The sequence below is a fragment of the Buchnera aphidicola (Chaitophorus sp. 3695) genome, assembly GCF_964058985.1.
GTDB lineage: Bacteria > Pseudomonadota > Gammaproteobacteria > Enterobacterales > Enterobacteriaceae > Buchnera_J > Buchnera_J aphidicola_BQ.
Genome location: NZ_OZ060379.1, coordinates 39,920 through 65,198 on the forward strand (window position 1 = coordinate 39,920; position 25,279 = coordinate 65,198).

Consider the following 25,279-nt stretch of genomic DNA (forward strand, 5'->3'; position numbering starts at 1 on the left):
ATTTTTTAAGAATTTTCTTCAATTTTTAAACCCATAGATTTTGCTGTTCCTATAATAGATTTACTAATTTTATCTAGATTTGCTCCAGTCATATCTGATTTTTTTATTTTAGCTATTTCTTCTATTTGAGATTTTTTAATTGTACCAACAAAATCAGTTTTAGGTTTTTGAGATCCAGTTTTGATACCTGCATATTTTTTTAATAGTATAGATGCTGGAGGTGTTTTTGTAATAAATGTAAATGTTTTATCCGAAAATACACTAATTAATACAGGTATTGGTAAACCTTTTTCTAGTTTATTAGTTTCAGTATTAAATTTTTTACAAAAATCCATTATATTTAATCCTTTTTGACCTAATGCTGGTCCTACTGGTGGACTAGGATTTGCTTGACCAGCTGGAATTTGCAATTTTATATATGCTGTTATTTTTTTTGACATGAATATTCTCTTTTTTGATAGAAATTTTTTATGTATTTTTTTCTACTTGATTAAAATCTAATTCTACAGGAGTAGATCGTCCAAATATAGATATAGAAACTTTTAATCTATTTTTATCATAGTCAATTGTTTCTACAATTCCATTAAAATCTGAAAATGGTCCACTATTTACTCGAATATTTTCTCCGGGTTCAAATAATGTTTTTGGTCTTGGTTTATTTCCAATTTGACGTAGTTTATTTTTTATTTTTTGAATTTCTTGATTATTAATTGGAAATGGTTTGTCTGGAGATCCTCCAATGAATCCAATGACTTTAGGTATACTTTTTATTAAATACCAACTAAAATCATTTATAATCATTTGTATTAATACATATCCTGGAAAAAATTTATATTCGCTTTGTTTTCTTTTTCCTTTTTTAATTTCTATTACTTCTTCTGAAGGAATCATAATTTTTCCAAATATATCTTGGATATTTTTTTGTTTAATATGATCTTTAATAGATTGTGCTACTTTATTTTCAAATCCTGAATAAATTTGTATCGCATACCATTTTTTTTTTTTGTAGGTTCAATTTTCATTGAATAAACCTTTATTTTATGTAATAGATGTTATAAATGAGATAATATAAAATATTATGTTATCTAAACACCATAATATTATTGATATGAATGAACTAATTAAAATGATAATAAGTGTAGTATATAAAGTTTCTTTTTGTGTAGGCCAGGTAATATTTTGTCTCTCATAATTAATTTCTTGCAATATATTTTTAATATTAAAAAAGTATGTATTAATAATTATAACGATTAATAATATACACATGAAAAATATAAAGAGATTAATAAATCTATATTTTATAGATAAAAAATAATAATTTTTTAAAAAGAAAGTTATTAAAATAATCGCTAAAATAATAAGAATATTTATTTTTTTTTTAAGAATTAAGCTGATTTTATTAAAAATATTAGATTTCATTAGAAATCCTAAAAAATAAAATTTTATAAATTTAAATTTAGAAAATAATTTTATGCTGATACCCAGATTTGAACTGGGGATCTCACCCTTACCAAGGGTGCGCTTTAAACCACTAAGCCATACCAGCTTTTTATATTTTTTATTTTATCTTTTTTTTTAAAATTATAATAGAATTGAGCGAACAGTGGGAATTGAACCCACATTATCAACTTGGAAGGTTGAGGTAATATCCTTTATACCATGCTCGCAATATTTTTTAATGGTGGGAGAAGGATTCGAACCTTCGAAGTCTAAGACGTCAGATTTACAGTCTGCTCCCTTTGGCCGCTCGGGAATCCCACCTTTTTTGGTGCATAAAAATAAAATTTTCTATTTTTTTGCCGGCTACCGGAATCGAACTGGTGACCTACTGATTACAAGTCAGTTGCTCTACCTATTGAGCTAAGCCGGCGATTTAAAAATTAATATAAATATTTTTTAAAAAATAAGATTTTAATAAAATATTTTAAATTAAGTGTATATTTTACTTTTTTTTTAAACAAAAATCAAATACTTAAGTATGTTTTTATTTAAATAGTATAAATATATTTAAATTATGATATTTAATTAAATTTAAATAATTTCTAAATTAAGTTTCATATATTAATTTCTAATGTTTAAAAAAAATATATTTGATTTAATCTTAAGATTATATAAATAAAATTTTTTATAATAATTTTTTCTTTCATTTTTTATTAATTTAATTACAATTTTTTTAATATGATAAAATATTTAAATTATATAATTTTTTATGTATTTTAATTTTTGTCTATTTATAAATTTTTATTACTATTTGTATAGCATAATATTTTAGATTTTTGTATTTTATTATTTTAAATTATTTATAATTATGAGAAAAAAGTTTATGAACTTATTAAAAAAAAAATTTATGCATTATAGAAATGAAAATTATTTATCTATTTTGAACAAAATTAATTTATCTTTTGAATTTTTTCCACCTTCAAAAAAAAATTTAAATCAACTATTTTGGGATTCAATTAAAAAATTAAGTTCTTTAAATCCGATTTTTATGTCTGTGACTTATGGAGCTAATAATGGTAATAAAAATAATACATATAATTTTGTAAAAAAATTAAGAAATTATACCAAAATAAATTCTGTACCTCATATGACTTGTGTGCATGAGAATAAGTCACAATTAATAAAAATTGCTTTAAAATATTGGAATAATGATATTAAACATATTTTAGCTCTTCGTGGAGATTATCTTCATAAAAATACTAAAATAAAAATGTATGCTAAAGATTTAGTTATATTATTAAAAAACATAGCTGATTTTAAAATATCTGTTGCAGCTTATCCAGAAATTCATCCAGAATCTAAAAGTTTACAAAGTGATTTAATGTATCTAAAAGATAAAATTGAATCTGGAGCACATCAAGCAATTACGCAATTTTTTTTTGATATAGATAATTTCTTACGATTTAGAGATAGATGTTTAGGTGTTGGTATTAAAGCAAAAATTATACCTGGAATCTTACCAATTAAAGATTTTAATCAAGTATATAAATTTTGTTTACTTTCAAATATATATGTTCCAACTTGGATAAAAAATTTATATTTAAAATCAAATCAAAGTCTAGAAGAAAAAAATAAAATAGGATCTCAGTTAGCAATTAATATGATACAATCTTTATACGAAGAAGGAGTTTATGATTTTCATTTATATACTTTAAATAAATCAGATTTTATATATTCTATTTGTTGCGATCTATAATTTTTTAATTAAAAGCATTTGATTTAATAAAATAAATTTTATATATTTTAAATGATATATTTAAAATTTTTTAATTTAATATTTATTTTTTTAAATTATAAAAAAATATTTTTATATAAAATTTTTGAGGAAAAAATTTTGAATAAAAAAAAAGTTGTTTTAGCATATTCTGGTGGTTTAGATACCTCAGCGATTATTCCTTGGATCAAAGAAAATTATAATTTAGATATTTTTGCTTTAGTAGTGAATATAGGACAATCTGAAGATGATTTATACGGTATTCAAGAAAAAGCTATAAAATCAGGAGCAATTGGATGCAAGATTTTTGATTTAAGAGAAAATTTTGCGAAAAATTATATTTATCCTTTATTAAAAATAGGTTCTTTATATGAAGGTACATATTTATTAGGTACAGCAATTGCTAGACCAATCATTGCAAAAGCTCAAGTAAAATTAGCTAAAGAAATTGGAGCTATTGCTGTAGCACATGGTTCTACGGGTAAAGGTAATGATCAAGTAAGATTTGAAATGGCTTATTCTACTTTAGCTCCTGAATTAAAAATTATTGCTCCCTGGAGAGAATGGAAATTTAAGTCTCGTGAAGATTTATTGGAATATTTACATAAAAAAAATATTTCTACTACAGCTACTTTAAAAAAAATTTATAGTAGGGATGAAAATATTTTTCATATTTCTACAGAAGGTGGTGTTTTAGAAGATTTATGGAATCAGTCAAATAAGGATTGTTGGGTTTGGACGAATAATCCAGAAGATTCACCGAATCAACCTGAATATATTTCTTTATATATTAAAAATGGTTGTGTTGTATCTATAAATAATAAAATTACAAATCCTGTACAATGTTTAGAAAAATTAAATAAAATTGGTGCAATACATGGAATTGGTCGTGTAGATATAGTAGAAAATAGATTAGTTGGATTAAAATCTAGAGGTTGTTATGAAACTCCTGGTGGAACAATTATATATCATGCAATTAGAGCTATTGAACAATTAACTTTAGATAAAGAATCCATGAAATGGAGAGAGAAATTAGCGTTAGAAATGTCTCATATTATTTATGATGGTCGTTGGTTTACACCTTTAAGAAAATCTATTCAATCTGCGTCTAATTCTTTATCTAAATCAGTTACTGGAGAAGTAGTATTAAAATTATATAAAGGTGTTGTTTCTGCGATACAAAAAAAATCTCTGAATTCATTATATTTAAAATCTTATTCTACTTTTGGTCGAGATTCTGTATATAAACAATCGGATGCATCTGGATTTATTAATCTTTTTTCTTTATCTTCTAAAATTCGTGCTCTTAAAGAAAAATAATTTTGTGTAATTTGTCTTCTAAAATTTTTATGGAAAATTTAAAATATGGCTCTTTGGGGTGGAAGATTTTTAAAAAAATCTAATAGTTTTTTTAAAAAATTTAATAATTCTTTACAAACTGATTATGTTTTAGTAAAACAAGATATACAAGCTTCTATTGCTTGGTCTAAAATTCTTTTAGAAAGCAAAATTATTAAAGATTATGAACAAAAACAATTAGAAACAACATTAAATTTTATTTTTCAGGAAATTCAAAAAAATCCTAAAAAAATTTTATTAAGTGAAGCAGAAGATATACATTCTTGGGTAGAAAAAAAATTAATTTATATTTTAGGAGATATTGGAAAGAAATTACATACTGGTAGAAGTCGTAATGATCAAGTAACAACAGATTTAAGATTATGGGTAAAAGAAAAAATTAATTATTTAAAAAAAAGTATTGTAAGATTACAAGAATCTTTAATATTTTTATCTGAAAAAAATATTTCATCTATTTTTCCTGGATATACACATTTACAACAAGCTCAACCAATTATTTTTTCACATTGGTGTTTAGCTTATTTTGAAATGATACAAAGAGATTTTTCTAGACTAAATGATTGTTTTAAACGTGTCAACATTAGTCCTTTAGGATCTGGTGCTTTATCTGGTACAGGGTGGAAAATTAATAGAAAAAAATTAGCTTATTTAATGGGTTTTTCTAAAGCTACTAATAATAGTTTAGATAGTGTTTCTGATAGGGATTATGTAGTAGAATTATTATCTATTGCTTCTATAGGAATGATGCATTTATCTAGATTTTCAGAGGATTTAATTTTTTTTAATTCAGGAGAATGTAACTTTATTGAATTATCAGATGAAGTTACTTCAGGATCTTCTTTAATGCCTCAAAAAAAAAATCCAGATGCATTAGAGTTAATTCGAGGAAAAACTGGAAGTGTATATGGTTCTTTATTAAATATTCTTGTTTTACTTAAAGGATTACCATTAGCTTATAACAAAGATATGCAAGAAGATAAAAAAAATTTATTTGATTCGTTAAAGACATGGGAATCCTGTTTAAATATGTCTAAAATAGTATTGTTTGGATTAAAAATAAATATTTCTAAATGTTATAAAACTGCTGAAAAAGGATATATAAATTCTACTGATTTAGCAGATTATTTAGTACGTCAAGGTATGAGTTTTAGAGATTCACATGATTTGTCTGGAAAAATAGTATTATATGCTATTTCTAAAAAAAAATGTTTATCAGAATTAAAGTTATCTGAATTTAAAAAATTTTCAGATTTGTTTAAAAATGATGTTTATACACATATTAATTTAATAAATTGTTTAGAAAAAAAAATATCTCGTGGTGGTACATCAAAAAAGCAAATATTAAAAGCAATATCTCGATCTAAAAAACAAATTTTAAAAAATATTTCTATATAAATTGAAGTAATTTTTTAAATAAAATTTAAAAAAAATATTTTATTTCATAAAAAAATTAAAATTTTTTTAAGTAATTTATATAAATTATTAAATCTTTTGATCAAAATTTAAATAAAATATATATTGTTTAGAATAATTTTAATAGGGTTTCAAATGAAAAATCTTTTCTATTTTATACATAATCATTTATTTCTTTTTTCTGCATGGTTAATATTATTTTTTTCAATAATTTCTTCTATTACTCAAAAATTATTTTCAAAAGCAAAATTAATTGATATAAATCATGTTAAATTATTTATTAATAATCAATCTGCAATTATTATTGATGTTCGTTCAAAAAAAAATTTTTTAAAAGGTTTTATTCCAAATTCTATAAATATTCCTTTGAAAAAAATTTACAGTTATGATTTAAATAAATTAAATGCTTTTAAAAATAAAAATATTATTTTTGTATCTGATAATAATATTTTTTTACAGGATTGTGTTGATATTTTTTATAAAAACAATTTTAAAAATTTATTTATTCTAAAAAATGGATTAAAAAATTGGAATATAAAAAAATTACCGTTAATATGTAGGAAATAATTTAATTTTAAATATTTTTTTTAATATGAATTATTGTATATAAATAAAAATATTCATAACTTATTAGAGATCATTTATGTTAGAAGAAAAAATACAAACAGAAGAAAAAATAAAAAAGTTTCATATTCAGAAGATTTATACAAAAGATATTTCTTTTGAATCTCCTTATACTCCAAAAATTTTTAAAGAGAAATGGGATCCAAAAATTTCTTGTGATTTAAATACTATTTGTGATCAATTAGAAGGTGATTTATTTGAAGTAATTTTACGAGTAACAGTTAAGGTTAATATTAAACGTAAATTAGTATTTTTATGTGAAGTACATCAAGCTGGAATTTTTTATATTCAAGGTATTAAGAAAAAAGAATTATCTCATTGTTTAAATGTATATTGTCCAAGTATTCTTTTTCCTTATGTAAGAGAAAATATTTCTAATTTAACGTCTAAAGGTGGTTTTCCTCAATTAAATTTAGAACCTGTTAATTTTGATTTAGCATTTAATCAAATTAAATCTAAAAAAAATTTTAAAGATTAATTGTAAAAAAATATTTTTAAAATAAATTCTTAAAATTTTAATTATTCTGTTAACAATAATCATATTTAATTATTGTTAACGATATTTTTAAATATTTAATTTTATCTATAAATATTTTTTTTTTTTTTATTTCTTTTAATTATCTAAAAAACTTTTTAATATTTCAGATCTACTTGGATGCCGTAATTTTCTTAATGCTTTTGCTTCAATTTGGCGAATTCTTTCTCTTGTAACATCAAATTGTTTACCTACTTCTTCTAATGTATGATCTGTATTCATATCAATTCCAAATCTCATACGTAATACTTTTGCTTCTCTAGGAGTTAAGCTAGATAGAATATTATGAGTAGCATTTTTTAAACTTTTAGAAGTAGCGGATTCTAGAGGTAATTCTAATGTAGTATCTTCAATAAAATCTCCTAGATGAGAATCTTCGTCATCTCCTATAGGTGTTTCCATAGAAATTGGTTCTTTAGCAATTTTTAATACTTTTCTAATTTTATCTTCTGAAATTAACATTTTTTCAGATAATTCTTCTGGAGTAGGTTCACGACCTATTTCTTGTAACATTTGTCTAGAAATTCTATTAAGTTTATTAATAGTTTCGATCATATGTACAGGTATTCTGATTGTGCGAGCTTGATCTGCTATTGATCTAGTTATTGCTTGTCTAATCCACCATGTTGCATAAGTAGAAAATTTATATCCTCTACGATATTCAAATTTATCTACTGCTTTCATTAAACCAATATTTCCTTCTTGTATTAAATCTAAGAATTGTAATCCCCTGTTTGTATATTTTTTTGCAATTGAAATTACTAATCTTAAATTAGCTTCAACCATTTCTTTTTTTGCATATTTAGCTTTTTTTTCTCCAAGAACAATTTTTTTATTAATTTTTTTAATTTGACTAATTTTTAATTGAACTTTTTTTTCGATTTGAATTAATTTATTTATTCTATATTGAATAATTTTTTCTAATTTATGAATTTTTTTAGACCAATTTAAATTCATTTTTTTTATTTTCATTAACCATTTCTGATTTGTTTCATTTCCTAAAAAAAGTTTTATAAAAATATTTTTGGGAATATGACATTTTTCTACAAATAGTTTCATCAGAATATTTTCATGCATCCGAATACGTTGAATTATATAATGCATGCTTTTTTTTAAATAATTAAATTGTTTTGGAGCCAATTTAAATTGTTTAAAAATTATAGATAATTTTTTTATTTCTCGAATAGAATCTTTATGATTCCGAGTTTTTTTTTGAACAATTTTTTTTGTAAGAATATATTGATTTTTTAATTCAGAAAATTTTTTTTTCATTAATTTCTTGTCGATAAAATCTTCTTCTGTACTTTTTTTGTTTTCTTTTTGAAAATTTTCATTTATATCATGTATTTCTAAATGAAAGTGATTATTTTTAATATTAGTATATGTATATTCAATATTTTGATCTAAAAATCCTGTAATAACATCAGAAATTTTTATTTTTCCAGATTGAATTTGATTATATTTTTTTAAAAGATATTGAATAGATTTAGGATATTCTGAAACTGAAGCTTGAATTTGTTTAATTCCAGCTTCGATTTTTTTTGCTATTTTAATTTCTCCTTCTCTAGTTAATAATTCTACTGTACCCATTTCTCTCATATACATTCGTATTGGATCTGTTGTACGTACTAATTCTGTTTCAACATTAGATAATACTTGTGTAGCTGCTTCTACTATTTCTTCATCTGCATGATTAGTATGATTTAAGCGTAAATCGTCTGAATCGGGTACTTTTTCTACTACTTGGATTCCCATATCATTAATAATTTGAATGATATCTTGAATTTGTTCTGAATCAATCATATCTTCTGGTAAATGATCGTTAATCTCAGCAAAAGTTAAAAATCCTTGCTCTTTACCATAAGTAATAAGCGCTTTAAGCTGTGATTTTTGGTTTTTATCCATAAGATAATATCCATTTTATAAATTTTTAATTAAGGAAATTTTGTTGTATTATATAAAAATAAGTAATTATAATAAATTTATTACAGTAAATAGTTTTTAATAGAAATTTTATTATATTTTTTAATTATTTTTTTATTAATTGACCAAAATTTATTTTTTTCTGTATGATTTAGACCATTTTTTTGTTCTTTTAGTAATAATTTTTTTAATTTATTTTTTAATGATTTTATATATAAAAAATTAATTAATTCTAAAAATGTTTTTTTTATTTTTGTTTTTGAAATCATATGATTCCATATAGATAAATATTTTAAAATTGAATATATTTTTTTTCCTCTATATTGTTCTAATAGAAATCCAGTATTTATTTGAGGATTGAGATAACATTTTTTAATAATACTGAAAAAAATTTTCATACCTTTATATTTTATTTTAGAGAGTTTTTTTTTTGAAATTAATATATATAATTTTGGATTTTGAATGATAAGACTAATTAAAATTTTCATTAAACTATACTTTTTTTGTACGGTATAATTATTTTTTATTTTTTTTTTTTTTAAAATATTATTAAAATAATTTTTATTTAATATTCCGACTTTTTTTCCTAATAATTTATATAAAAATAATTTATAGGTTTTACTACGAATGTTTTTAATTAAAGATATAGCTTGATATATAAAATCTTTTTTTCCTTCTATTGTACAAAGATCATATTTTTTTATAAGATATTGAAATAAATATTCTGACATATATATAGATTTCTTTATTTTTTTTTTAAAAGCTTTTTTTCCTTTTTTTTTTATAAAAGAATCTGGATCTTCATTTTTTTCAAGAAAAATAAATTTAATATTACGATCTTGATATAAATGTGGTAAAGAATTAACTAATGTTTTCCAAGATGCATTTCGTCCTGCTATATCTCCATCATAACAAAATATAATTGTTTTAGTTATATTAAATAAAATTTGAAAATGTTCTTTTGTGCATGCTGTTCCTAAAATAGAAATTACATTTTTAATTTTAAATTGAGTAAGTAGAATGACGTCAAAATATCCTTCTACAACAATTAGGTATTTTATATTTTTTTTTATATTTTGAATCTCATATAATCCATATATGATTTTTTTTTTATGAAAAATTTCTGTTTCTTGAGAGTTTATATATTTAGGTAATTTATTTTCTTGTAAAGAGCGTCCTCCAAAACCGTGAATTCTTCCATATTTATCACGTATAGGTAATATAATTCTTTGATCAAATTTATCATATATAATACCTAAATAATTTGTATTCATAATTCCAGTTTCAATTAAATCTTTTTTTTTATAGTTTTTTAATTGAGTATTTAGAATTTTATTAATTGTATATTTGTTAGAATATCCTATTAAAAATAAGTTTATAATTTTTTTTTTTATTTTTCTAGATTTTATATATTTTAACGCATTTATTGAATTTTTATTAAAGAGATTTTTATGATATATATAAGATATATTATTCATTAAGTCATATAAATTTTTCCTATAATTATATATTTTTTCAATGTTTGAACTGTTTTTTTTAGATGGAATATGAACATTATTTAAAATTGCTAATTCTTCTATACATTCTATAAAGTTTAAACCATCATAATTTATTAAAAAATCAATTGCATTACCATGTGTATGACATCCAAAACAATGATAAAATTGTTTTTCATAATTAACAATAAAAGAAGGAGTTTTTTCTTCATGAAACGGACATTTTGCTTGGTAATTTTTTCCTTTTTTTTGTAAATTAATTTTAGATTGTATCAAATCTACAATATTAGTTTTTAATAATAATTCGTTAATAAATGATTTTGGAATTTTTCGAGTCATATGTCTCATTAGAATGAATTTTTTTATGAAATATTTTTTTTAACCGTTCGTATTTTTATATGAACGGTTTAAATTATATTTTAATAAAATTTATTTAATACATTTTTTTTCTTTTTAAATTTTCTCTACATAATTTTTTTGTTAATCTTTTTATAGCAGAAGCTTTTGCACGTTTTCGTCTTGTAGTAGGTTTTTCATAACATTCTCTTCTGCGAATTTCTGCTAAAATGCCTGCTTTTTCACAAGATCTTTTAAAGCGTCTTAAAGCAACGTCGAATGGTTCATGTTCACGAACTTTTATTATTGGCATATGTAATTTTTTCTTATTTTAATATTTAAGTAGATATTTTTCGTATAAAGTATTTTATCAAATTTAAAGATTTAAATCAGTTATATTCAATAAATATTATATTAGGATAATTAAAAATGAGAATTTTAGGTATTGAAACTTCTTGTGATGAAACAGGAATAGCTGTTTATGACGATTATTATGGTTTAATGATAAATAAAGTATGTAGTCAAATAAAAATTCATAATAAGTATGGTGGAATTGTTCCAGAAATAGCTTCTAGAGAACATGTTTCAAATATTTTTTATTTAGTTAAAAATATATTTAAAAACAATAAAAATGATATAAAAAATATTGATGCGATAGCTTATACTGCTGGACCCGGACTAGTAGGTCCTTTATTAGTAGGTTCTGCTTTTAGTAATGCCTTAGCATATTCTTTAAATATACCTACTATCATAATTAATCATATGGAAGCTCATTTATTATCTGTTATGATGGAAGATAGATGTCCCGTTTTCCCTTTTTTAACTTTATTGGTTTCGGGAAAACATACAGAAATAGTTTATGCTCATTCTTTAGGAAAATATAGTTTGTTAGGTAAATCTATAGATGATGCAGCTGGTGAAGCTTTTGATAAGATATCAAAAAAATTAAATTTAAATTATCCAGGTGGACCAGAAATTTCTAAAATATCTAAATTTGGAATTTTAAATAAATATATTTTTCCTAAACCTATGTTAAAAAAAAATAATTTAGACTTTAGTTTTTCAGGTTTAAAAACTTCTGTTATTAATTTTATTAACAGAAAAAAAAATTTAAATTTTCAATTTAAAGCAGATGTAGCTAAAGCATTTGAACAATCTATCACAGATGTTTTGGTAAGTAAATGTGAAAAAGCTATTCAACAAAAAAAAATTAATCGTTTAGTAGTTTCTGGAGGGGTAAGTGCTAATCAAGAGCTAAGAAAAAAATTAAACATTATGATAAAAAAATATCAAGGTAAAGTTTTTTTTTCTAGACAGGAATTTTGTACTGATAATGGTGCTATGATAGCCTATGCTGGTATGTTAAAATTTAAACAAAATAAAATAGATAACAATTTCAATATACAAGTTTTTCCAAAATGGAAAATTTATCATGAATAATTAAATATTTTTTTCTAAAGATAAGTATTTTAAAATATCTTGAATAGAAATTATAGTCATATCATATTTTTTTGCAAACTTAAGACTATCTTGAATACGAAACATTGAACCATCTTTTTTAGTTAATTCACAAATAACACTATATTTTCTAAATCCAGCAAGTTTAATTATTTCTATAGATGATTCTGTATGTCCTGCTCTATGTTTTATTCCTTTAATATGAGCTCTTAATGGAAAAACATGCCCTGGTTTATTTAAATGATTAGGTTGAGCATCTGATGCAATTGCTGTTTGAATAGTTTTTAATCTATCTTGAGCAGAAACACCAGTTGTAATACCTGTAGCAGATTCTATACTGATTGTGAATCCTGTTTTATAAGCATTTGTATTATTTTTAACCATCATTGGAAGATTTAACTTTTTTCTTTTTTTATCTGTAATACATAAACATACTATTCCGCTTCCATATCTGATCATAAAAGCCATTTGTTTTATAGTCATTGTTTCAGCTGCAAACACTAAATCACTTTCATTTTCTCTATTTTTATCATCTATAATAATAATTCCTTTTTTACTTTTTAAATCAGAAATGGCATTTTGAATACGTTTTTTAAAATTACCAAATTTGGATAATAAATACATAATACACCTTATCAAAAAACTTAATTTATAAAATTATTTTTTTTTACTCTATTTTTTTTTAAGACAGAAATTTTATCATATTTTTTATTATTAGATCATGATATTTTTAAATTTATAATTTAATATTTTTTTAAATTAATAAAAAATTTAATTATTATATAAAGATAATTTTTTTATATTTTAAAATATAGGATAATTCATGAAAATTTATTTAGTAGGAGGAGCAGTTCGAGATTATTTTTTAAAATTACCTATTAAAGATAGAGATTGGGTAGTAGTAGGATCTACTCCTAAACAATTGCTTAAAAAGAAATTTAAACAAGTAGGAAAAGATTTTCCAGTATTTTTACATCCAGATACTTTTGAAGAATATGCATTAGCTAGAACTGAAAAAAAATTCGGTTTAGGTTACACTGGTTTTAAAACTAATTATTCTAAAACAGTTACTTTACATGAAGATTTGTTTAGACGAGATCTTACAATTAATGCTATTGCACAAGATGAATATGGAAATTTTATTGATCCGGTAAATGGAATTCAAGATATTAAATTAAGGTTATTAAGACATATTTCTCAATCTTTTCAAGAAGATCCATTAAGAGTTTTAAGAGTAGCTAGATTTGCTGCTCAACTAGCACATTTAGGATTTCAAATAGATAAGAAAACAATGCAATTAATGAATATTATTGTTAAAAATGGAGAATTATCTTTTTTAACTTCACATAGAGTTTGGAATGAAACAAAAAAAGCATTACTAACATATTCTCCTCATGTATATTTTATTACCTTAAAAAAATGTAATGCATTATCTGTTTTATTTCCAGAAATTGATAATTTATATAAAATTAAACAAAAATATTATTTTTATAATAGTAAAAATTTAGGAAATCATTTTTTATTTTCTTTATTTAATTTTTCAAAAAAAAATAAATCTATAGATATGAGATTTGCTTTTTTTTGCCAATTTTTTACTTATTATAAAAATTTTTATCAAAAAGATTATTTGAATAAAGATGATAATTATCAATCTAATTTGATAAAAAAAATGTTTATTAGATTAGATATTCCTATTGCAATTCGTAAATTATCATATATTGTTGCAAAAAATTATTTTTTTTTGCATAATATTTTTTTTATTACTTCTCAAGAAATTGTAAATTTATTTAATCGCATGGATGTATGGAGAGATCCGTCTAAAATTCTTAAAATTTCTATTTTAAGTAAATATTGTATATTCTTTTCTAAATGTAAATATTATAAAAAAAATTATATTAATTGTTTTTTTAAAATAATTTTTTTAATTATTAATTCTATTTCTATAAAATTTATTATACAAGAAGGATTTAAGGGATATTTAATTAAAAAAGAATTAACTCGATTAAGGGTATTTGTTTTAGATATTTACAGATTAAAAGTATTTTTATTAAAATAAGAATTTTTAAAGATTTTTTTATAAAAATTCTATAAAAGAAATAGTTTTAAATTTTTAAAAATTTATTTAAACGGCGTTTAAACGCCGTTTAAATGATTTTTTTTATTTTTTATGCACATACATAATTACACTTTCTCCAGCAATAGTGATACCTTCTTTTTTCTCTATAATTTTTACTTTTTCTATGTTAGATATAACTATAGGAGTAATTAAAGATTTTGCAGTTTTTTTTAGAATTTTTAAATTAACTTTTAAAATTATATCTCCTTTTTTAACTATTTGTCCTTCTTTTGCATAAGCTTCAAAACCTTTTCCTTGAAGTTGAACTGTATCGATACCAAAATGCACAAAAATTTGAATACCATTTATAGATTCAATAGAAAAAGCGTGTAATGTTTTAAAAATTGTTCCTATTTTTCCATCTATAGGAGAAACGATATATTTACTTGTAGGTTTAATTGCTATTCCATCTCCTACTATCTTTTTAGAAAAAACTACATCTGGAACTTTTTCAATAGGTATGATTTTTCCAGAAATAGGAGCAATAATTTTTATTTTTTTCTTTAAATGAGAATCTTTTTTTTTAAAAAAATTTAAAATAAAGTTCATTAGATTCTCCTTTTTTATCATAATAAATTTTCTTTTTTATTAAATTTTTTAATAAGATATTGAATGTTTTCTACTGTTTTTTCTTTTAAAACTTTGTTTGCTAATTTTTGTGCTTTTTTATAATTTATTTTCCGTATAATATTTTTTATAATTGGAATAGAAATTGAACTCATACTAAGTTCATCAATACCCATGCCGACTAATAATGCAATAATTTCTGTATTACTTGCTAATTCTCCACATATACCTGTCCATTTTTTAGCTTTATGCGATTCAGTAATAACTTTATTAATAAGGTATAATATAGAGGGACTAATTGGTTGATATAATTTAGAAATGATTTCATTTCCGCGATCTACGGCTAATGTATATTGTGTGAGATCATTAGTTCCAATACTAAAAAAATCTACTTCTTGAATTAAATATTTAGAAATAATAGCAGATGAAGGTGTTTCTATCATAATACCTATATTTATTTTTTTATCAAAAATAATATTTTCTTTTTTTAATTGATTTTTGATATTTTCTACTTCTTTTTTTAAATAATAAATTTCTTCCATTGAAATAATCATGGGAAACATTATTTTAAGTTTTCCAAAAGCTGATGCTCTTAAGATCGCTCGAATTTGATCATGTAAAATATTTATATTATCAATAGAAACTCTAATAGCTCTCCATCCAAGAAAGGGATTATCTTCTTTAGGAAAATTCATATAAGATAAATTTTTATCTCCACCTATATCCATAGTTCTAATAATAATACTTTTTCCATGCATTTTTTGAGCTATAGATTTATAAGCTTGAAATTGTTCTTCTTCTGAAGGTAAATTATTTCTTCCCATAAATAAAAATTCTGTTCGATATAGACCAATTGATTCAGCACCATATTTTTTTGCATTAATAGAATCTTTATAGTTTCCTATATTTGATCCAATTTCTATTTTTTTTCCATCTTTTGTAATTGCGGGAAGATCTTTTAATAATTTTAATTTTTTTTGTATGTTAAAATATTTTTTTTTTTCTTTTTTAAAGTATTGTATTTTTTTTTCTGAAGGATTAATTATAATTTTATTGTTAACGCTATCTAAAATTAAAAAATCTCCATTTTTAACTTTTTTTGTAATATTTTTAGTACCAACAATTGCAGGTATTTCTAAAGATCTAGCCATAATTGAAGTATGTGATGTATTACCTCCTAAATCTGTAATGAATCCGATAATTTTTTTTAAATTCATTTGTGCAGTTTGAGATGGAGTTAAATCTTTAGTAATTAAAATAACTTTTTTTTTTATATTACTTAAATCAACTACTGGAATATGAAGAATATTTTTTAATAATCTATTTCCTATATCTCTGATATCTATAGTTCGATTTTTTAAATATTCATCTTTTAAATTTTTTAAAGTTTTAATTTGTTCTTGAATAATATTTTCTATAGCAAAATCTGCTGTAATTTTTTTTTTTTTAATTAAATCAATAATTTCTTTTTCTAATTCTTCATCTTCAAGTAATAGTATGTGACCTTTAAATATTAAAGATTTTTTTTTTCCAAATTTTTTTTTTGCTTGATTTTTTATTTCATGAATTTGTTGAGCTGATTTTTTTCTAGCTTTAAAGAATTTTTTAATTTCTATTTGAATATTTTGAGAAGATATTTTTGTTTTATTAATTTTAATTTTTTTTTCTTTAAAAAGAAGTGCTGTTCCAAAAACAATTCCTGGTGATGCTGAAATTCCTGAAATCATGACATTACCGTTGAATATAATAAATAATAAAAGTGATAAATAAAATTTTTTTGAATAAAATTTAATTTAGAATTATGAATAAAAATTTATTTTATAGAAAAATTTTTATTTTATATAAGTTTTTTTATAAAATTAGATAATTTATTAATAGCTTTTTTTTCGTCTTCTCCTTCAGCGGATAAAATTATAGTACTTCCTTTGGTAATTCCTAGAGTTTGTAATTTAAATAAACTTTTAGCGCTAGCTTTTTTACCATTTAAAATTACTGTAATTTTTGAAACATATTTTTTTGCTTTTTGAACTAGTTGTGCTGCAGGTCTTGTATGTAATCCATTAGGAGAATTAATATGTATTTTTTTTTGAAACATAATTAGTTTATCCTTAATTAAAAAGTTCATATAATTTATATAATAAATTTTTTATTTAATTTTTTAATATTTATATATTTTATTTGAGTTTATTTAGAAAATAAATCACTTTATATTAACATTAATATTTAAATTCTGAAAAAAAATAAAGAATATATTTTGAAAATTTTTTTTATTTTTTATAATTTTAAATAATGTTTTAATAAAAATATAATTTTTAATTACAAATATTTTATAAATTTTTAAATTAAATATTTCTCATATTATTTGAAAATATATTTTCAAAAATTTTTTAAAAAATAACAAGTTTAAGTTAATATTAAATATTTTTATATTAAAAATAATATATAATAAACTATAATACTGAGTAATTTTAATATTTTCTATGAATAAAATAATTAAAAAAATAAAAAATTTACAAAATAAAATCACTTATCATAATTATTTATATTTTTGTTTAGATAAACCTATTATTTCTGATATAAAATATGATTATTTATTAAATAAATTAAAAGATCTTGAAAGTAAAGTAATTAATAAAAAATTTATTAATTCTCCTACTCGTGTAATTGGTTCATCAATTTTTAAAAAATCTAAATTTATAAATCATTTAACTCCGATGTTATCTTTAGAAAATATTTTTGATAAAAAAAAATTTATAAATTTTTATAAAAAAATGTTAATTTTTTCAAATAAAAAAAATATACAATTTTGTTGTGAATTAAAATTTGATGGTGTAGCTGTAAATTTAATTTATATAAATGGATTATTGAAGCAAGCATCAACACGAGGTAATGGAGAAAAAGGAGAAGATATTACAAAAAATATATTTTTTATTAAATCCATTCCGTTAGTTTTAAATGGTGTAAATTTTCCTAAAATAATGGAAATTAGAGGGGAGATTTTTATTTTAAAAAAAGATTTTATTTCTTTAAACAAAAAAAATTATTCTATGAATAATAGCAATTTTTCTAGTGCACGTAATTTAGCATCTGGATTGTTACGTAGAAAAATTTTAGATCATTCATTTAAAAAACATTTATTATTTATTTGTCACGGTTTTGAACTATTTAATTATTTTAAAAATATCGATAGTTATTATTTTAATTTATTAAAAATAAAAAATTGGGGTTTTCATATAAGTGAAAAAATATTATTATGTTCCTCGAAAAATAAAATATTAAATTTTTTTAAAAAAATTAAGAATTTAAGATCTATTTTAAAATTTGATATAGATGGTGTGGTTATAAAAGTAGATTCATTAAAGTTAAGACAAAAAATTGGTTTGATTTCTCGTTCTCCACGTTGGGCTATAGCTTATAAATTTCCAAATGATATGCAAAAAACTAAACTTTTAAAAGTAAAATTTCAAGTTGGTAGAACAGGTGTAATTACTCCTGTAGGTTATTTTAAACCCGTAATTATTTCTGGAGTAAAAATTAAAAAAGCATCTATTTATAATAATAAAGAATTAAAGAAATTAAATTTATATATTGGAGATAAAATTTTTATATGTCGAGCAGGAGATGTAATACCAAAAATTGTAAATAAAGAAACTGTTTTTACTCAAGTTTCAAAAAAAAAAGTAATTTTTCCAAAAAAATGTCCTTCTTGTTTATTTATTTTAAAGTCATGTATAAAAAAAAATAATTTTTATTGTACTAATAGTTTTTTTTGCATACCGCAAATACAAAAACGTATTATCCATTTTTTTTCTAAAAATACTTTTAAAATCAAAGGATTAAGTCCTCATATAATTAATCAATTGATTAAAAAAAATAATTTTCGTAATCCAATAGATTTCTTTAAATTAAATTTTAATATTTTACAATCATTAAAAAATGTTGGTCAAAAAACTGCAAATAATATTTTGCATTCTTTAAAAAAATTTAATTGTATTTCTTTAGAAAAATTTATTTTTTCTTTGGGAATTAAAGGTATTGGAAGAAGTGTTTCATATAATTTAGCTAATTCTTGTGGTTCTTTAAAAAATTTATTAAACATACCAAAAAAAAATATTTTAAATATTCCAGGAATTGGAGAATCAATTTGTACAAATTTAATTAATTTTTTATCTAATCCAAATAATTTAAATATTATTCATCAATTAATTAATAAATTTCATATTAAAGTTTTCTTTAAAAAAAATAAATCTGTAATTATTAAAAAATCTATTTTTTATCAAAAAAATATTTTAATTACAGGGCAATTAAAAAATTTTTCTAGAATTGAAATTACACAAAAATTAGAGAGTTTAGGAGGAATAGTAAAAAATTATATTTCAAAAAATATTGATTTAGTTATTTTAGGTAAAAATCCTGGTAAGAAATTTATATATGCTGTTAATTTAAAAAAAAAAATAATTACTGAAGATAAAGTTTTAAAAGTATTTTCTAAAATATAATTCTTATTTGGGTCGTGCAGGATTTGAACCTGCGACCAATTGATTAAAAGTCAACTGCTCTACCAACTGAGCTAACGACCCATGAAAAAAGTTTTTGGGTGATGACGGACTTGAACCGCCGACTTCCTCCGTGTAAGAGAGGCGCTCTACCAACTGAGCTAATCACCCTATTTTATAAAAATAATTTAAAAAATTTTATTAATATTTATTAAAAATTTAATATTATAATTATTTTTTAAATTTTAAAAATTTTTATTTCATTATATAATATTTTTATTAAAAAATACAATAATATTTATTGACAAGAGAAAATATGATTATAAAAACACGTTTTGCACCTAGTCCAACTGGGAATTTACATTTTGGGAATATTCGAACAGCATTATATTCTTGGTTATATGCTAAAAAAAATAACGGAATTTTTGTATTGAGAATAGAAGATACTGATCAAAAAAGATCTAAAGATATTTATTCTAAAAATATTTTTGATACGTTAAAATGGTTAAAATTAAATTGGAATGAAGGTCCTTTTTTTCAAAGTAAAAAAATAAAATATTATCAAGAAATTATTTTATATATGTTAAAAAAAGGACTTGCATATAAATGTTATTGTAATAACGAAACTTTACTTAGAATGAAAAATGAAAAAATTTTAAAACAAGAAAAACCAAGATATGATGGTAGATGTAGAAATCTAGATAAAAATTTTAATAGTTTAAATAAATATGTAGTGAGATTTAAAAATCCTATAACTGGTATAGTATCTTTTAATGACATGATTCGGGGAGAAATAAAATTTAATAACTCTGAATTAGATGATTTAATTATTCAAAGAGAAAATGGAATACCAACATATAATTTTTGTGTAGTAATTGATGATGTTGATTCAAAAATTACACACGTTATTCGAGGTGAAGATCATATTAATAATACTCCTCGTCAAATAAATATTTTAAGGTCTTTACAAGCTAATGTACCATCATATGCTCATTTATCCATGGTAATGAACAATAATAAAATTAATTTTTCTAAAAGAGATAATTCAATTAAAATATTGACTTATAAAAAATTAGGATATTTGCCAGAAGCGATTTTAAATTATATTTTAAGATTAGGTTGGTCACATGGTAATCAAGAAATTTTTAGTATAAAAGATATGATTCATCTATTTAATTTAAAATCAATTACCAAATCTTCTAGTATTTTTGATTTAAATAAATTACTCTGGATTAATAAATATTATATGAATATATCTCATAAAAAATATATTAAAAAAATGATTGTATATTACTTTAAGAAAAATAATTTAGATTATAAATTAGGACCAGATCTAGATAAAATTATACCAAATTTTTTACCACATGTTTACACTATTAAAAATTTATTTAATTCAATTTTATATTTTTATATTAAAGATAATAAAATTTCTTATCCAGATTGTATTAATAATTATTTAAATTTTGATACATTAAAAATTTTAAAAATAGTATATAAAAAAATTTTAATATTAAAAGATTGGAATTTAAATGTAATTTTAAATATAATAAAAAATATATCTTTACGTTTAAAGATTTTATTAAAAGAAATTATTATTCCGATACGTTTAGCTTTAATTGGAAAAACTCATTCTATAGGAATTAATCAAATTATGTATTTTTTAGGAAAAGAAAAATCTTTATTTAGAATAAAAAAATTTATAAAATATATAGAAATATCATTATAGATATATAAATACTTTTATAAAAATATTTTTATATTGTGGTTTCTTTTTAAAAATTATGTATTATTATAAAAAAATAATAATTAAAAAAATTAATTTTTATATATTGAAAAAATTATTTTAATTTTAAATTAATTAGTTTTACATAATTTTAAAAAAATAATTTAATTTTATAAAATTTATATTAATTTTTTTCAAAATATAAATAAATTAAAATTATGATTTCTATATTATGATATTTTAAAATTTAAATTTTTTAATTTACTTACGATATATTTAAAAATTTTTTATCAATATGTGATATTTTTATTTATAAATATATTTTTTTTAAATACAAAAGTTTTCTATTTTTTTGATATTTTTATATTTATTTACAGTTTTTGTGATTATTTTTAATATAAAAAATTTTATATACTTTTTATAATTTTACTTTTTTATGTTAAATATATAAATTAAATCTGTTTTGTATAGTTTTTAAAAATATAATATATTAAAATATATGATTTAGGTTATTTAACATTATGAATTTTTATTTTCAAGATAATAAACATATTAAAAAAAAATCTTGTATTTTTAATATTTTTCTATATTTACTTCATACTAAAAAAACAATATTTTTAATATTTTTTTTTACCATTACTATATTTTTTTCTTTATTTTTTTGGATTAAATCAATAAATTATAAAATAATTTATAAAAATTTATGTATAAAAAATAGTAAAAAAATTATTAAAAAATTGATAAATTTAAAAATTTCGTATAAAGATTCTAAGATTGAAAAATCTTTATGCATTCCTGCAGATCAAATCAATATTTTTAATATTGATTTTAAAAATATTAAATTAACAAGTAATTTTAGAGAATCTAAATTATTTAATTTGAAAAGATTTAAAATAAGAAGTATGTTTAACAATAAAATTAATAATCAAGATATCTTAGAAAAAGAGTTATTAAAAAATATAAAAAAATTAAGTTTCATAAACCATACTATTTTTAATATTAATTTTTATGAAAATGATTTGATTCTAGATGCATGTAATGAATCTTTTGCATTAATTTTAGTAAATATTAATACACAAAAAAATATAATTTCAAAAGATTTTTTAGATGCAATTATCTCTTTAATTTGTACGAGTATACCAAATTTTCCTAAAAAAAATATTATTTTTTTAAATAAATTTGGAGAATTATTGTATTTAAAAAAAAATATTTTATATACTAAAGAAAATTATAGAAATATTTATGATATTAGTTTAATTCAAAATATATATAAAAATAATATAGAAAATTTTGTATCGTATAGTTTTAGAAAAAAGAACACATTAGATAAAATTATAATTCAAGGTAGTATGAATCAATCGAATTATAAAAATAATTTTTATAAATTATATAAAAAAAATTTTATTAATTCAAAAAACTTGAATTTATTTAAAAGTACGTATACATTTAATAATAATTATATAAACAATACACTTAAAGAGAATAAAAAAAATTATAGTAATATTATTCTTAGTAATTCTTGTAAAAAATATGATGTAAAACAAAGATTTCATGAATTAAATTTTTATCAATATAAAAAATATGATTCTGATTTCAAAAAAAAAAAAATATTAAAGTTAATTGATTTAAATGCAAGTAATCTTGAAGATTCTAATTATAAATTTGATAATTTTAAATCAAATCTTATATTAGATATTAAAGAGAGTACTCCTTCATCTATGAATGAATTAATGAAGTATAAAAAAGATAATGAAAATAAATATATTTTTTTAGTAAATAATGAAGTTTTTAATATAAAAAATTTAATAAAAGATGTTGTCGGATGCTCTATGTTAAGAGATGATTCTATAGAAATTTTAAATTGTAATTATATAGAACCGGAGAATTATATTATTTCATATATACCTATTAAAAAAAATGAATCTGTTGATAGGACATTGCATTTAGTTCCATGGTTTATATTATTTTTTTTTATAATTTTATTAATAACGTCTTTTTTTTCTTTTAAAAAATTAACAAAAAAAATTCAAGATAGTAATATAAATATTATGTATAATTTACCAAAGAATTTTAAAAACACATAAGATATGAATATTTCTAATGAAAATAATAAAAAATATTATATATAATTAAAAAAAATATAATTTTTGATTATAAAATAATATTTTAAATATATAACATGTAAAATTTTTTTAATTAAATTTAATATATTTTTTTCAATAATTTTTTACTTAAATATTATTTATATTAAAATTTTTCTAATAAACAAAATATGTATCATAAATTATAAAATTTATATAAATCAAGTATTAGAACGTGTATTGAAAAGCATCTATAAATTTTTTTATAATTAAAATAATTAATATATGAGATATAAATTTATTATGTATAAAAATTTTAGAATATAATTTTTATAAAATATTTTATTAGAGAAATTAAATATCTTTTAAAGAATATAAATTAAAATATAATATATTTTTTATAAAATATATTATAAAATTTTAATTCAATAACAACATTATTACTATACGAAATATCATAAAATATGAAAACATTATTACAATCCATTAATTATTATTTTTCATTAAATAATATTAACCATTGTTTATATTTATATTATTGTATGATTATTCTTGCAATAATATTTATTATAAATAGATATATTTATTTTTCTAACTATAGAAATAATTCTTATATAAAAATTAAGTCTAGTATTTCGCTTGGTCCAAATCAAAAAATTATTATTATAGATTTAAAAAAAGTTACGTTAGTTTTAGGAGTAATTTCAAAAAAAATGATTGTTTTACATCGTTTTGATAATAAAAAATTTGATTCAAAAAAAGAAATTCAAAAACAAATTAAATACAATGAAAAGAATTTATGAAACTGTTTTTTTAAATTAATATCGTGAAAAAATTTGGAATAATATTATGACATATTTTTATTTTTCTATAATAATGTTTTTATTTTTTTCACCGAATGCATATGCATATAGTATGTTTTCTCTAGAACATTTTTTATCTCATACTTATCATTCTGTGAATCTATCTTTATCTTCTCAAATAGTATTTTTTCTGATTTTATTAGTAATTTTGCCATGTATTGTATTAACAATGACTTGTTTTGCAAGAATTTTGATTATTTTAGGATTTTTAAAGAAATCTATAGGGTTTTCGTCTTGTTTTCCAAATAAAATTTTAGTGGGTATATCTTTATTTTTAACTTTTTTTATTATGCAGCCATCTTTTAATAAAATTTATTCAAATTCTTATATTCCTTTTATAAATAATCACATTAATATTAAAACTGCAATAAATAAAGGAATTTTACCTTTAAAAGAATTTATGTTGCATCAAACAAAAAAATCAGATTTATTAGTATTGTCAAAATTAACACATATTAAATTCAATAATAGTATTAAGGATTCTTCACTTAGAGTTCTTGTTCCTTCTTTTATAATAAGTGAATTAAAATTTGCATTTAAAATAGGATTTACAATTTTGCTTCCTTTTTTAATTATTGATTTATTAGTATCAAGTATTTTAATGCTTTTAGGAATGATGATAATTCCAACTGCTGTTATTTCTATACCATTAAAATTAATATTTTTTTATTTTGCTAATGGATGGACTCTTTTTATTAGTTTTATAGCACGTAGTTTTTATTTTTAAATAAAAAGAGTAATTTATATTAATATTTTATACAAAAATTTATATAAATATATTTAATGTTATAAAACATATTCTTAAATTTTTTTTATATAATTTTAATCATTAAATAAAATTTTATTAATGTTGAAATAATTTATATGATTTATTTAATTAATAGGTATTTACAAAAAAAAAAAAAAAAAAATATTATAAAAAAATATTTTTTAAATATTTTATGTCATTTTAAATTTTATATTATTTTTTTTATGTAAAATATTTTAATTAATTTTTAATAATTTAATTATAGTGTTGTAAAATATTTGATTCATTATGATTATTATAAAGTAATTTATTTTAGAAAAAATGTAT

Annotated in this window: 21 protein-coding genes, 6 tRNA genes and 1 pseudogene; 12 read left to right on the top strand and 16 right to left on the bottom strand. The window is 19.9% G+C overall.

Features of this window, described 5'->3' with window-relative positions:
- Positions 1-5: 5 nt before the first annotated feature.
- From rplK to AB4W58_RS00195, 7 genes and pseudogenes are all read right to left on the bottom strand, one after another.
- Entirely contained in the window at positions 6-440 is a 435-nt protein-coding gene (gene rplK, locus AB4W58_RS00165) for a 50S ribosomal protein L11 (RefSeq protein ID WP_367674085.1), read from the bottom strand.
- A gap of 28 nt (positions 441-468) precedes the next feature.
- Positions 469-1,002: pseudogene (nusG, locus tag AB4W58_RS00170) on the bottom strand (transcription termination/antitermination protein NusG); the annotation flags it as partial.
- A 36-nt stretch (positions 1,003-1,038) separates the two neighbouring features.
- Positions 1,039-1,419: a preprotein translocase subunit SecE gene (gene secE / locus AB4W58_RS00175; protein WP_367674086.1), complete on the bottom strand. Its 381-nt coding sequence runs from the start codon at positions 1,417-1,419 to the stop codon at positions 1,039-1,041.
- A 53-nt stretch (positions 1,420-1,472) separates the two neighbouring features.
- A tRNA-Thr gene (locus AB4W58_RS00180) sits at positions 1,473-1,546 on the bottom strand.
- Between the two features lie 49 nt (positions 1,547-1,595).
- A tRNA-Gly gene (locus AB4W58_RS00185) sits at positions 1,596-1,667 on the bottom strand.
- 12 nt (positions 1,668-1,679) lie between these two features.
- Positions 1,680-1,761, bottom strand: a tRNA-Tyr gene (locus AB4W58_RS00190).
- Positions 1,762-1,797: 36 nt separating this feature from the next.
- Positions 1,798-1,870 (bottom strand) — tRNA-Thr (locus AB4W58_RS00195).
- A 453-nt stretch (positions 1,871-2,323) separates the two neighbouring features.
- Here AB4W58_RS00195 and metF point away from each other — a divergent pair.
- From metF to secB, 5 genes are all read left to right on the top strand, one after another.
- A complete protein-coding gene (gene metF / locus AB4W58_RS00200) occupies positions 2,324-3,196 on the top strand; it encodes a methylenetetrahydrofolate reductase [NAD(P)H] (RefSeq protein WP_367674087.1) in 873 nt (290 codons plus the stop codon).
- Between the two features lie 135 nt (positions 3,197-3,331).
- Positions 3,332-4,534: an argininosuccinate synthase gene (locus AB4W58_RS00205; protein WP_367674259.1), complete on the top strand. Its 1,203-nt coding sequence runs from the start codon at positions 3,332-3,334 to the stop codon at positions 4,532-4,534.
- A gap of 45 nt (positions 4,535-4,579) precedes the next feature.
- Entirely contained in the window at positions 4,580-5,968 is a 1,389-nt protein-coding gene (argH, locus tag AB4W58_RS00210) for an argininosuccinate lyase (RefSeq protein WP_367674088.1), read from the top strand.
- 153 nt (positions 5,969-6,121) lie between these two features.
- Positions 6,122-6,553 (top strand): rhodanese-like domain-containing protein, encoded by a 432-nt coding sequence (locus AB4W58_RS00215; protein WP_367674089.1) that lies wholly within the window; start codon positions 6,122-6,124, stop codon positions 6,551-6,553.
- A 76-nt stretch (positions 6,554-6,629) separates the two neighbouring features.
- Positions 6,630-7,088, top strand: coding sequence for a protein-export chaperone SecB (gene secB, locus AB4W58_RS00220; protein ID WP_367674090.1), 459 nt, complete (start codon positions 6,630-6,632; stop codon positions 7,086-7,088).
- Between the two features lie 135 nt (positions 7,089-7,223).
- Here the strand turns inward: secB and rpoD are convergent, their stop codons facing one another.
- From rpoD to rpsU, 3 genes are all read right to left on the bottom strand, one after another.
- Positions 7,224-9,050, bottom strand: coding sequence for an RNA polymerase sigma factor RpoD (rpoD, locus tag AB4W58_RS00225; protein WP_367674091.1), 1,827 nt, complete (start codon positions 9,048-9,050; stop codon positions 7,224-7,226).
- 80 nt (positions 9,051-9,130) lie between these two features.
- Entirely contained in the window at positions 9,131-10,903 is a 1,773-nt protein-coding gene (gene dnaG / locus AB4W58_RS00230; RefSeq protein ID WP_367674092.1) for a DNA primase, read from the bottom strand.
- A gap of 94 nt (positions 10,904-10,997) precedes the next feature.
- Positions 10,998-11,213, bottom strand: a complete 216-nt coding sequence (gene rpsU / locus AB4W58_RS00235) for a 30S ribosomal protein S21 (RefSeq protein WP_367674093.1) — start codon at positions 11,211-11,213, stop codon at positions 10,998-11,000.
- A gap of 116 nt (positions 11,214-11,329) precedes the next feature.
- Here rpsU and tsaD point away from each other — a divergent pair, with 116 nt between their 5' ends.
- Entirely contained in the window at positions 11,330-12,340 is a 1,011-nt protein-coding gene (gene tsaD, locus AB4W58_RS00240) for a tRNA (adenosine(37)-N6)-threonylcarbamoyltransferase complex transferase subunit TsaD (protein ID WP_367674094.1), read from the top strand.
- Here the strand turns inward: tsaD and ribB are convergent, their stop codons facing one another.
- Positions 12,341-12,982, bottom strand: a complete 642-nt coding sequence (gene ribB, locus AB4W58_RS00245; RefSeq protein ID WP_367674095.1) for a 3,4-dihydroxy-2-butanone-4-phosphate synthase — start codon at positions 12,980-12,982, stop codon at positions 12,341-12,343.
- A 199-nt stretch (positions 12,983-13,181) separates the two neighbouring features.
- Here ribB and AB4W58_RS00250 point away from each other — a divergent pair, with 199 nt between their 5' ends.
- Positions 13,182-14,414, top strand: coding sequence for a tRNA CCA-pyrophosphorylase (locus AB4W58_RS00250; RefSeq protein WP_367674096.1), 1,233 nt, complete (start codon positions 13,182-13,184; stop codon positions 14,412-14,414).
- 102 nt (positions 14,415-14,516) lie between these two features.
- On the opposite strand, the gene crr is transcribed toward AB4W58_RS00250, so the two are convergent.
- The 3 genes from crr to AB4W58_RS00265 all read right to left on the bottom strand — a co-directional run bounded on the left by crr (position 14,517) and on the right by AB4W58_RS00265 (position 17,136).
- On the bottom strand, positions 14,517-15,023 hold the full coding sequence (gene crr / locus AB4W58_RS00255; protein WP_367674097.1) for a PTS glucose transporter subunit IIA: 507 nt from the start codon (positions 15,021-15,023) through the stop codon (positions 14,517-14,519).
- Positions 15,024-15,040: 17 nt separating this feature from the next.
- On the bottom strand, positions 15,041-16,768 hold the full coding sequence (gene ptsI / locus AB4W58_RS00260; protein ID WP_367674098.1) for a phosphoenolpyruvate-protein phosphotransferase PtsI: 1,728 nt from the start codon (positions 16,766-16,768) through the stop codon (positions 15,041-15,043).
- A gap of 110 nt (positions 16,769-16,878) precedes the next feature.
- On the bottom strand, positions 16,879-17,136 hold the full coding sequence (locus tag AB4W58_RS00265) for an HPr family phosphocarrier protein (protein WP_367674099.1): 258 nt from the start codon (positions 17,134-17,136) through the stop codon (positions 16,879-16,881).
- A 385-nt stretch (positions 17,137-17,521) separates the two neighbouring features.
- Here AB4W58_RS00265 and ligA point away from each other — a divergent pair, with 385 nt between their 5' ends.
- Positions 17,522-19,540, top strand: a complete 2,019-nt coding sequence (gene ligA / locus AB4W58_RS00270) for an NAD-dependent DNA ligase LigA (RefSeq protein ID WP_367674100.1) — start codon at positions 17,522-17,524, stop codon at positions 19,538-19,540.
- 8 nt (positions 19,541-19,548) lie between these two features.
- On the opposite strand, the gene AB4W58_RS00275 is transcribed toward ligA, so the two are convergent.
- A tRNA-Lys gene (locus tag AB4W58_RS00275) sits at positions 19,549-19,621 on the bottom strand.
- A gap of 14 nt (positions 19,622-19,635) precedes the next feature.
- A tRNA-Val gene (locus AB4W58_RS00280) sits at positions 19,636-19,708 on the bottom strand.
- 145 nt (positions 19,709-19,853) lie between these two features.
- On the opposite strand from AB4W58_RS00280, the gene gltX reads away from it, so the two are divergent.
- The 4 genes from gltX to AB4W58_RS00300 all read left to right on the top strand — a co-directional run bounded on the left by gltX (position 19,854) and on the right by AB4W58_RS00300 (position 24,931).
- The gene (gltX, locus tag AB4W58_RS00285) at positions 19,854-21,263 is read left to right on the top strand and encodes a glutamate--tRNA ligase (RefSeq protein ID WP_367674101.1); all 1,410 of its coding nucleotides are present in this window, start codon (positions 19,854-19,856) and stop codon (positions 21,261-21,263) included.
- A gap of 518 nt (positions 21,264-21,781) precedes the next feature.
- Positions 21,782-23,344 (top strand): hypothetical protein, encoded by a 1,563-nt coding sequence (locus AB4W58_RS00290; protein ID WP_367674102.1) that lies wholly within the window; start codon positions 21,782-21,784, stop codon positions 23,342-23,344.
- A 461-nt stretch (positions 23,345-23,805) separates the two neighbouring features.
- Positions 23,806-24,144 carry a flagellar biosynthetic protein FliO gene (locus AB4W58_RS00295; RefSeq protein ID WP_367674103.1) on the top strand — a complete coding sequence of 113 codons (339 nt, stop codon included), beginning with the start codon at positions 23,806-23,808 and terminating at the stop codon, positions 24,142-24,144.
- 46 nt (positions 24,145-24,190) lie between these two features.
- Positions 24,191-24,931, top strand: a complete 741-nt coding sequence (locus AB4W58_RS00300; protein WP_367674104.1) for a flagellar type III secretion system pore protein FliP — start codon at positions 24,191-24,193, stop codon at positions 24,929-24,931.
- Positions 24,932-25,279 lie beyond the last annotated feature (348 nt).

What these genes read in the sequence shown, in the direction of transcription:
- rplK (WP_367674085.1), bottom strand. Translation starts at nt 440, where the DNA reads ATGTCAAAAAAAATAACAGCATATATAAAATTGCAAATTCCAGCTGGT.
- secE (WP_367674086.1), bottom strand. Translation starts at nt 1,419, where the DNA reads ATGAAATCTAATATTTTTAATAAAATCAGCTTAATTCTTAAAAAAAAA.
- metF (WP_367674087.1), top strand. Translation starts at nt 2,324, where the DNA reads ATGAACTTATTAAAAAAAAAATTTATGCATTATAGAAATGAAAATTAT.
- argH (WP_367674088.1), top strand. Translation starts at nt 4,580, where the DNA reads ATGGCTCTTTGGGGTGGAAGATTTTTAAAAAAATCTAATAGTTTTTTT.
- AB4W58_RS00215 (WP_367674089.1), top strand. Translation starts at nt 6,122, where the DNA reads ATGAAAAATCTTTTCTATTTTATACATAATCATTTATTTCTTTTTTCT.
- secB (WP_367674090.1), top strand. Translation starts at nt 6,630, where the DNA reads ATGTTAGAAGAAAAAATACAAACAGAAGAAAAAATAAAAAAGTTTCAT.
- rpoD (WP_367674091.1), bottom strand. Translation starts at nt 9,050, where the DNA reads ATGGATAAAAACCAAAAATCACAGCTTAAAGCGCTTATTACTTATGGT.
- dnaG (WP_367674092.1), bottom strand. Translation starts at nt 10,903, where the DNA reads ATGACTCGAAAAATTCCAAAATCATTTATTAACGAATTATTATTAAAA.
- rpsU (WP_367674093.1), bottom strand. Translation starts at nt 11,213, where the DNA reads ATGCCAATAATAAAAGTTCGTGAACATGAACCATTCGACGTTGCTTTA.
- tsaD (WP_367674094.1), top strand. Translation starts at nt 11,330, where the DNA reads ATGAGAATTTTAGGTATTGAAACTTCTTGTGATGAAACAGGAATAGCT.
- ribB (WP_367674095.1), bottom strand. Translation starts at nt 12,982, where the DNA reads ATGTATTTATTATCCAAATTTGGTAATTTTAAAAAACGTATTCAAAAT.
- AB4W58_RS00250 (WP_367674096.1), top strand. Translation starts at nt 13,182, where the DNA reads ATGAAAATTTATTTAGTAGGAGGAGCAGTTCGAGATTATTTTTTAAAA.
- crr (WP_367674097.1), bottom strand. Translation starts at nt 15,023, where the DNA reads ATGAACTTTATTTTAAATTTTTTTAAAAAAAAAGATTCTCATTTAAAG.
- ptsI (WP_367674098.1), bottom strand. Translation starts at nt 16,768, where the DNA reads ATGATTTCAGGAATTTCAGCATCACCAGGAATTGTTTTTGGAACAGCA.
- AB4W58_RS00265 (WP_367674099.1), bottom strand. Translation starts at nt 17,136, where the DNA reads ATGTTTCAAAAAAAAATACATATTAATTCTCCTAATGGATTACATACA.
- ligA (WP_367674100.1), top strand. Translation starts at nt 17,522, where the DNA reads ATGAATAAAATAATTAAAAAAATAAAAAATTTACAAAATAAAATCACT.
- gltX (WP_367674101.1), top strand. Translation starts at nt 19,854, where the DNA reads ATGATTATAAAAACACGTTTTGCACCTAGTCCAACTGGGAATTTACAT.
- AB4W58_RS00290 (WP_367674102.1), top strand. Translation starts at nt 21,782, where the DNA reads ATGAATTTTTATTTTCAAGATAATAAACATATTAAAAAAAAATCTTGT.
- AB4W58_RS00295 (WP_367674103.1), top strand. Translation starts at nt 23,806, where the DNA reads ATGAAAACATTATTACAATCCATTAATTATTATTTTTCATTAAATAAT.
- AB4W58_RS00300 (WP_367674104.1), top strand. Translation starts at nt 24,191, where the DNA reads ATGACATATTTTTATTTTTCTATAATAATGTTTTTATTTTTTTCACCG.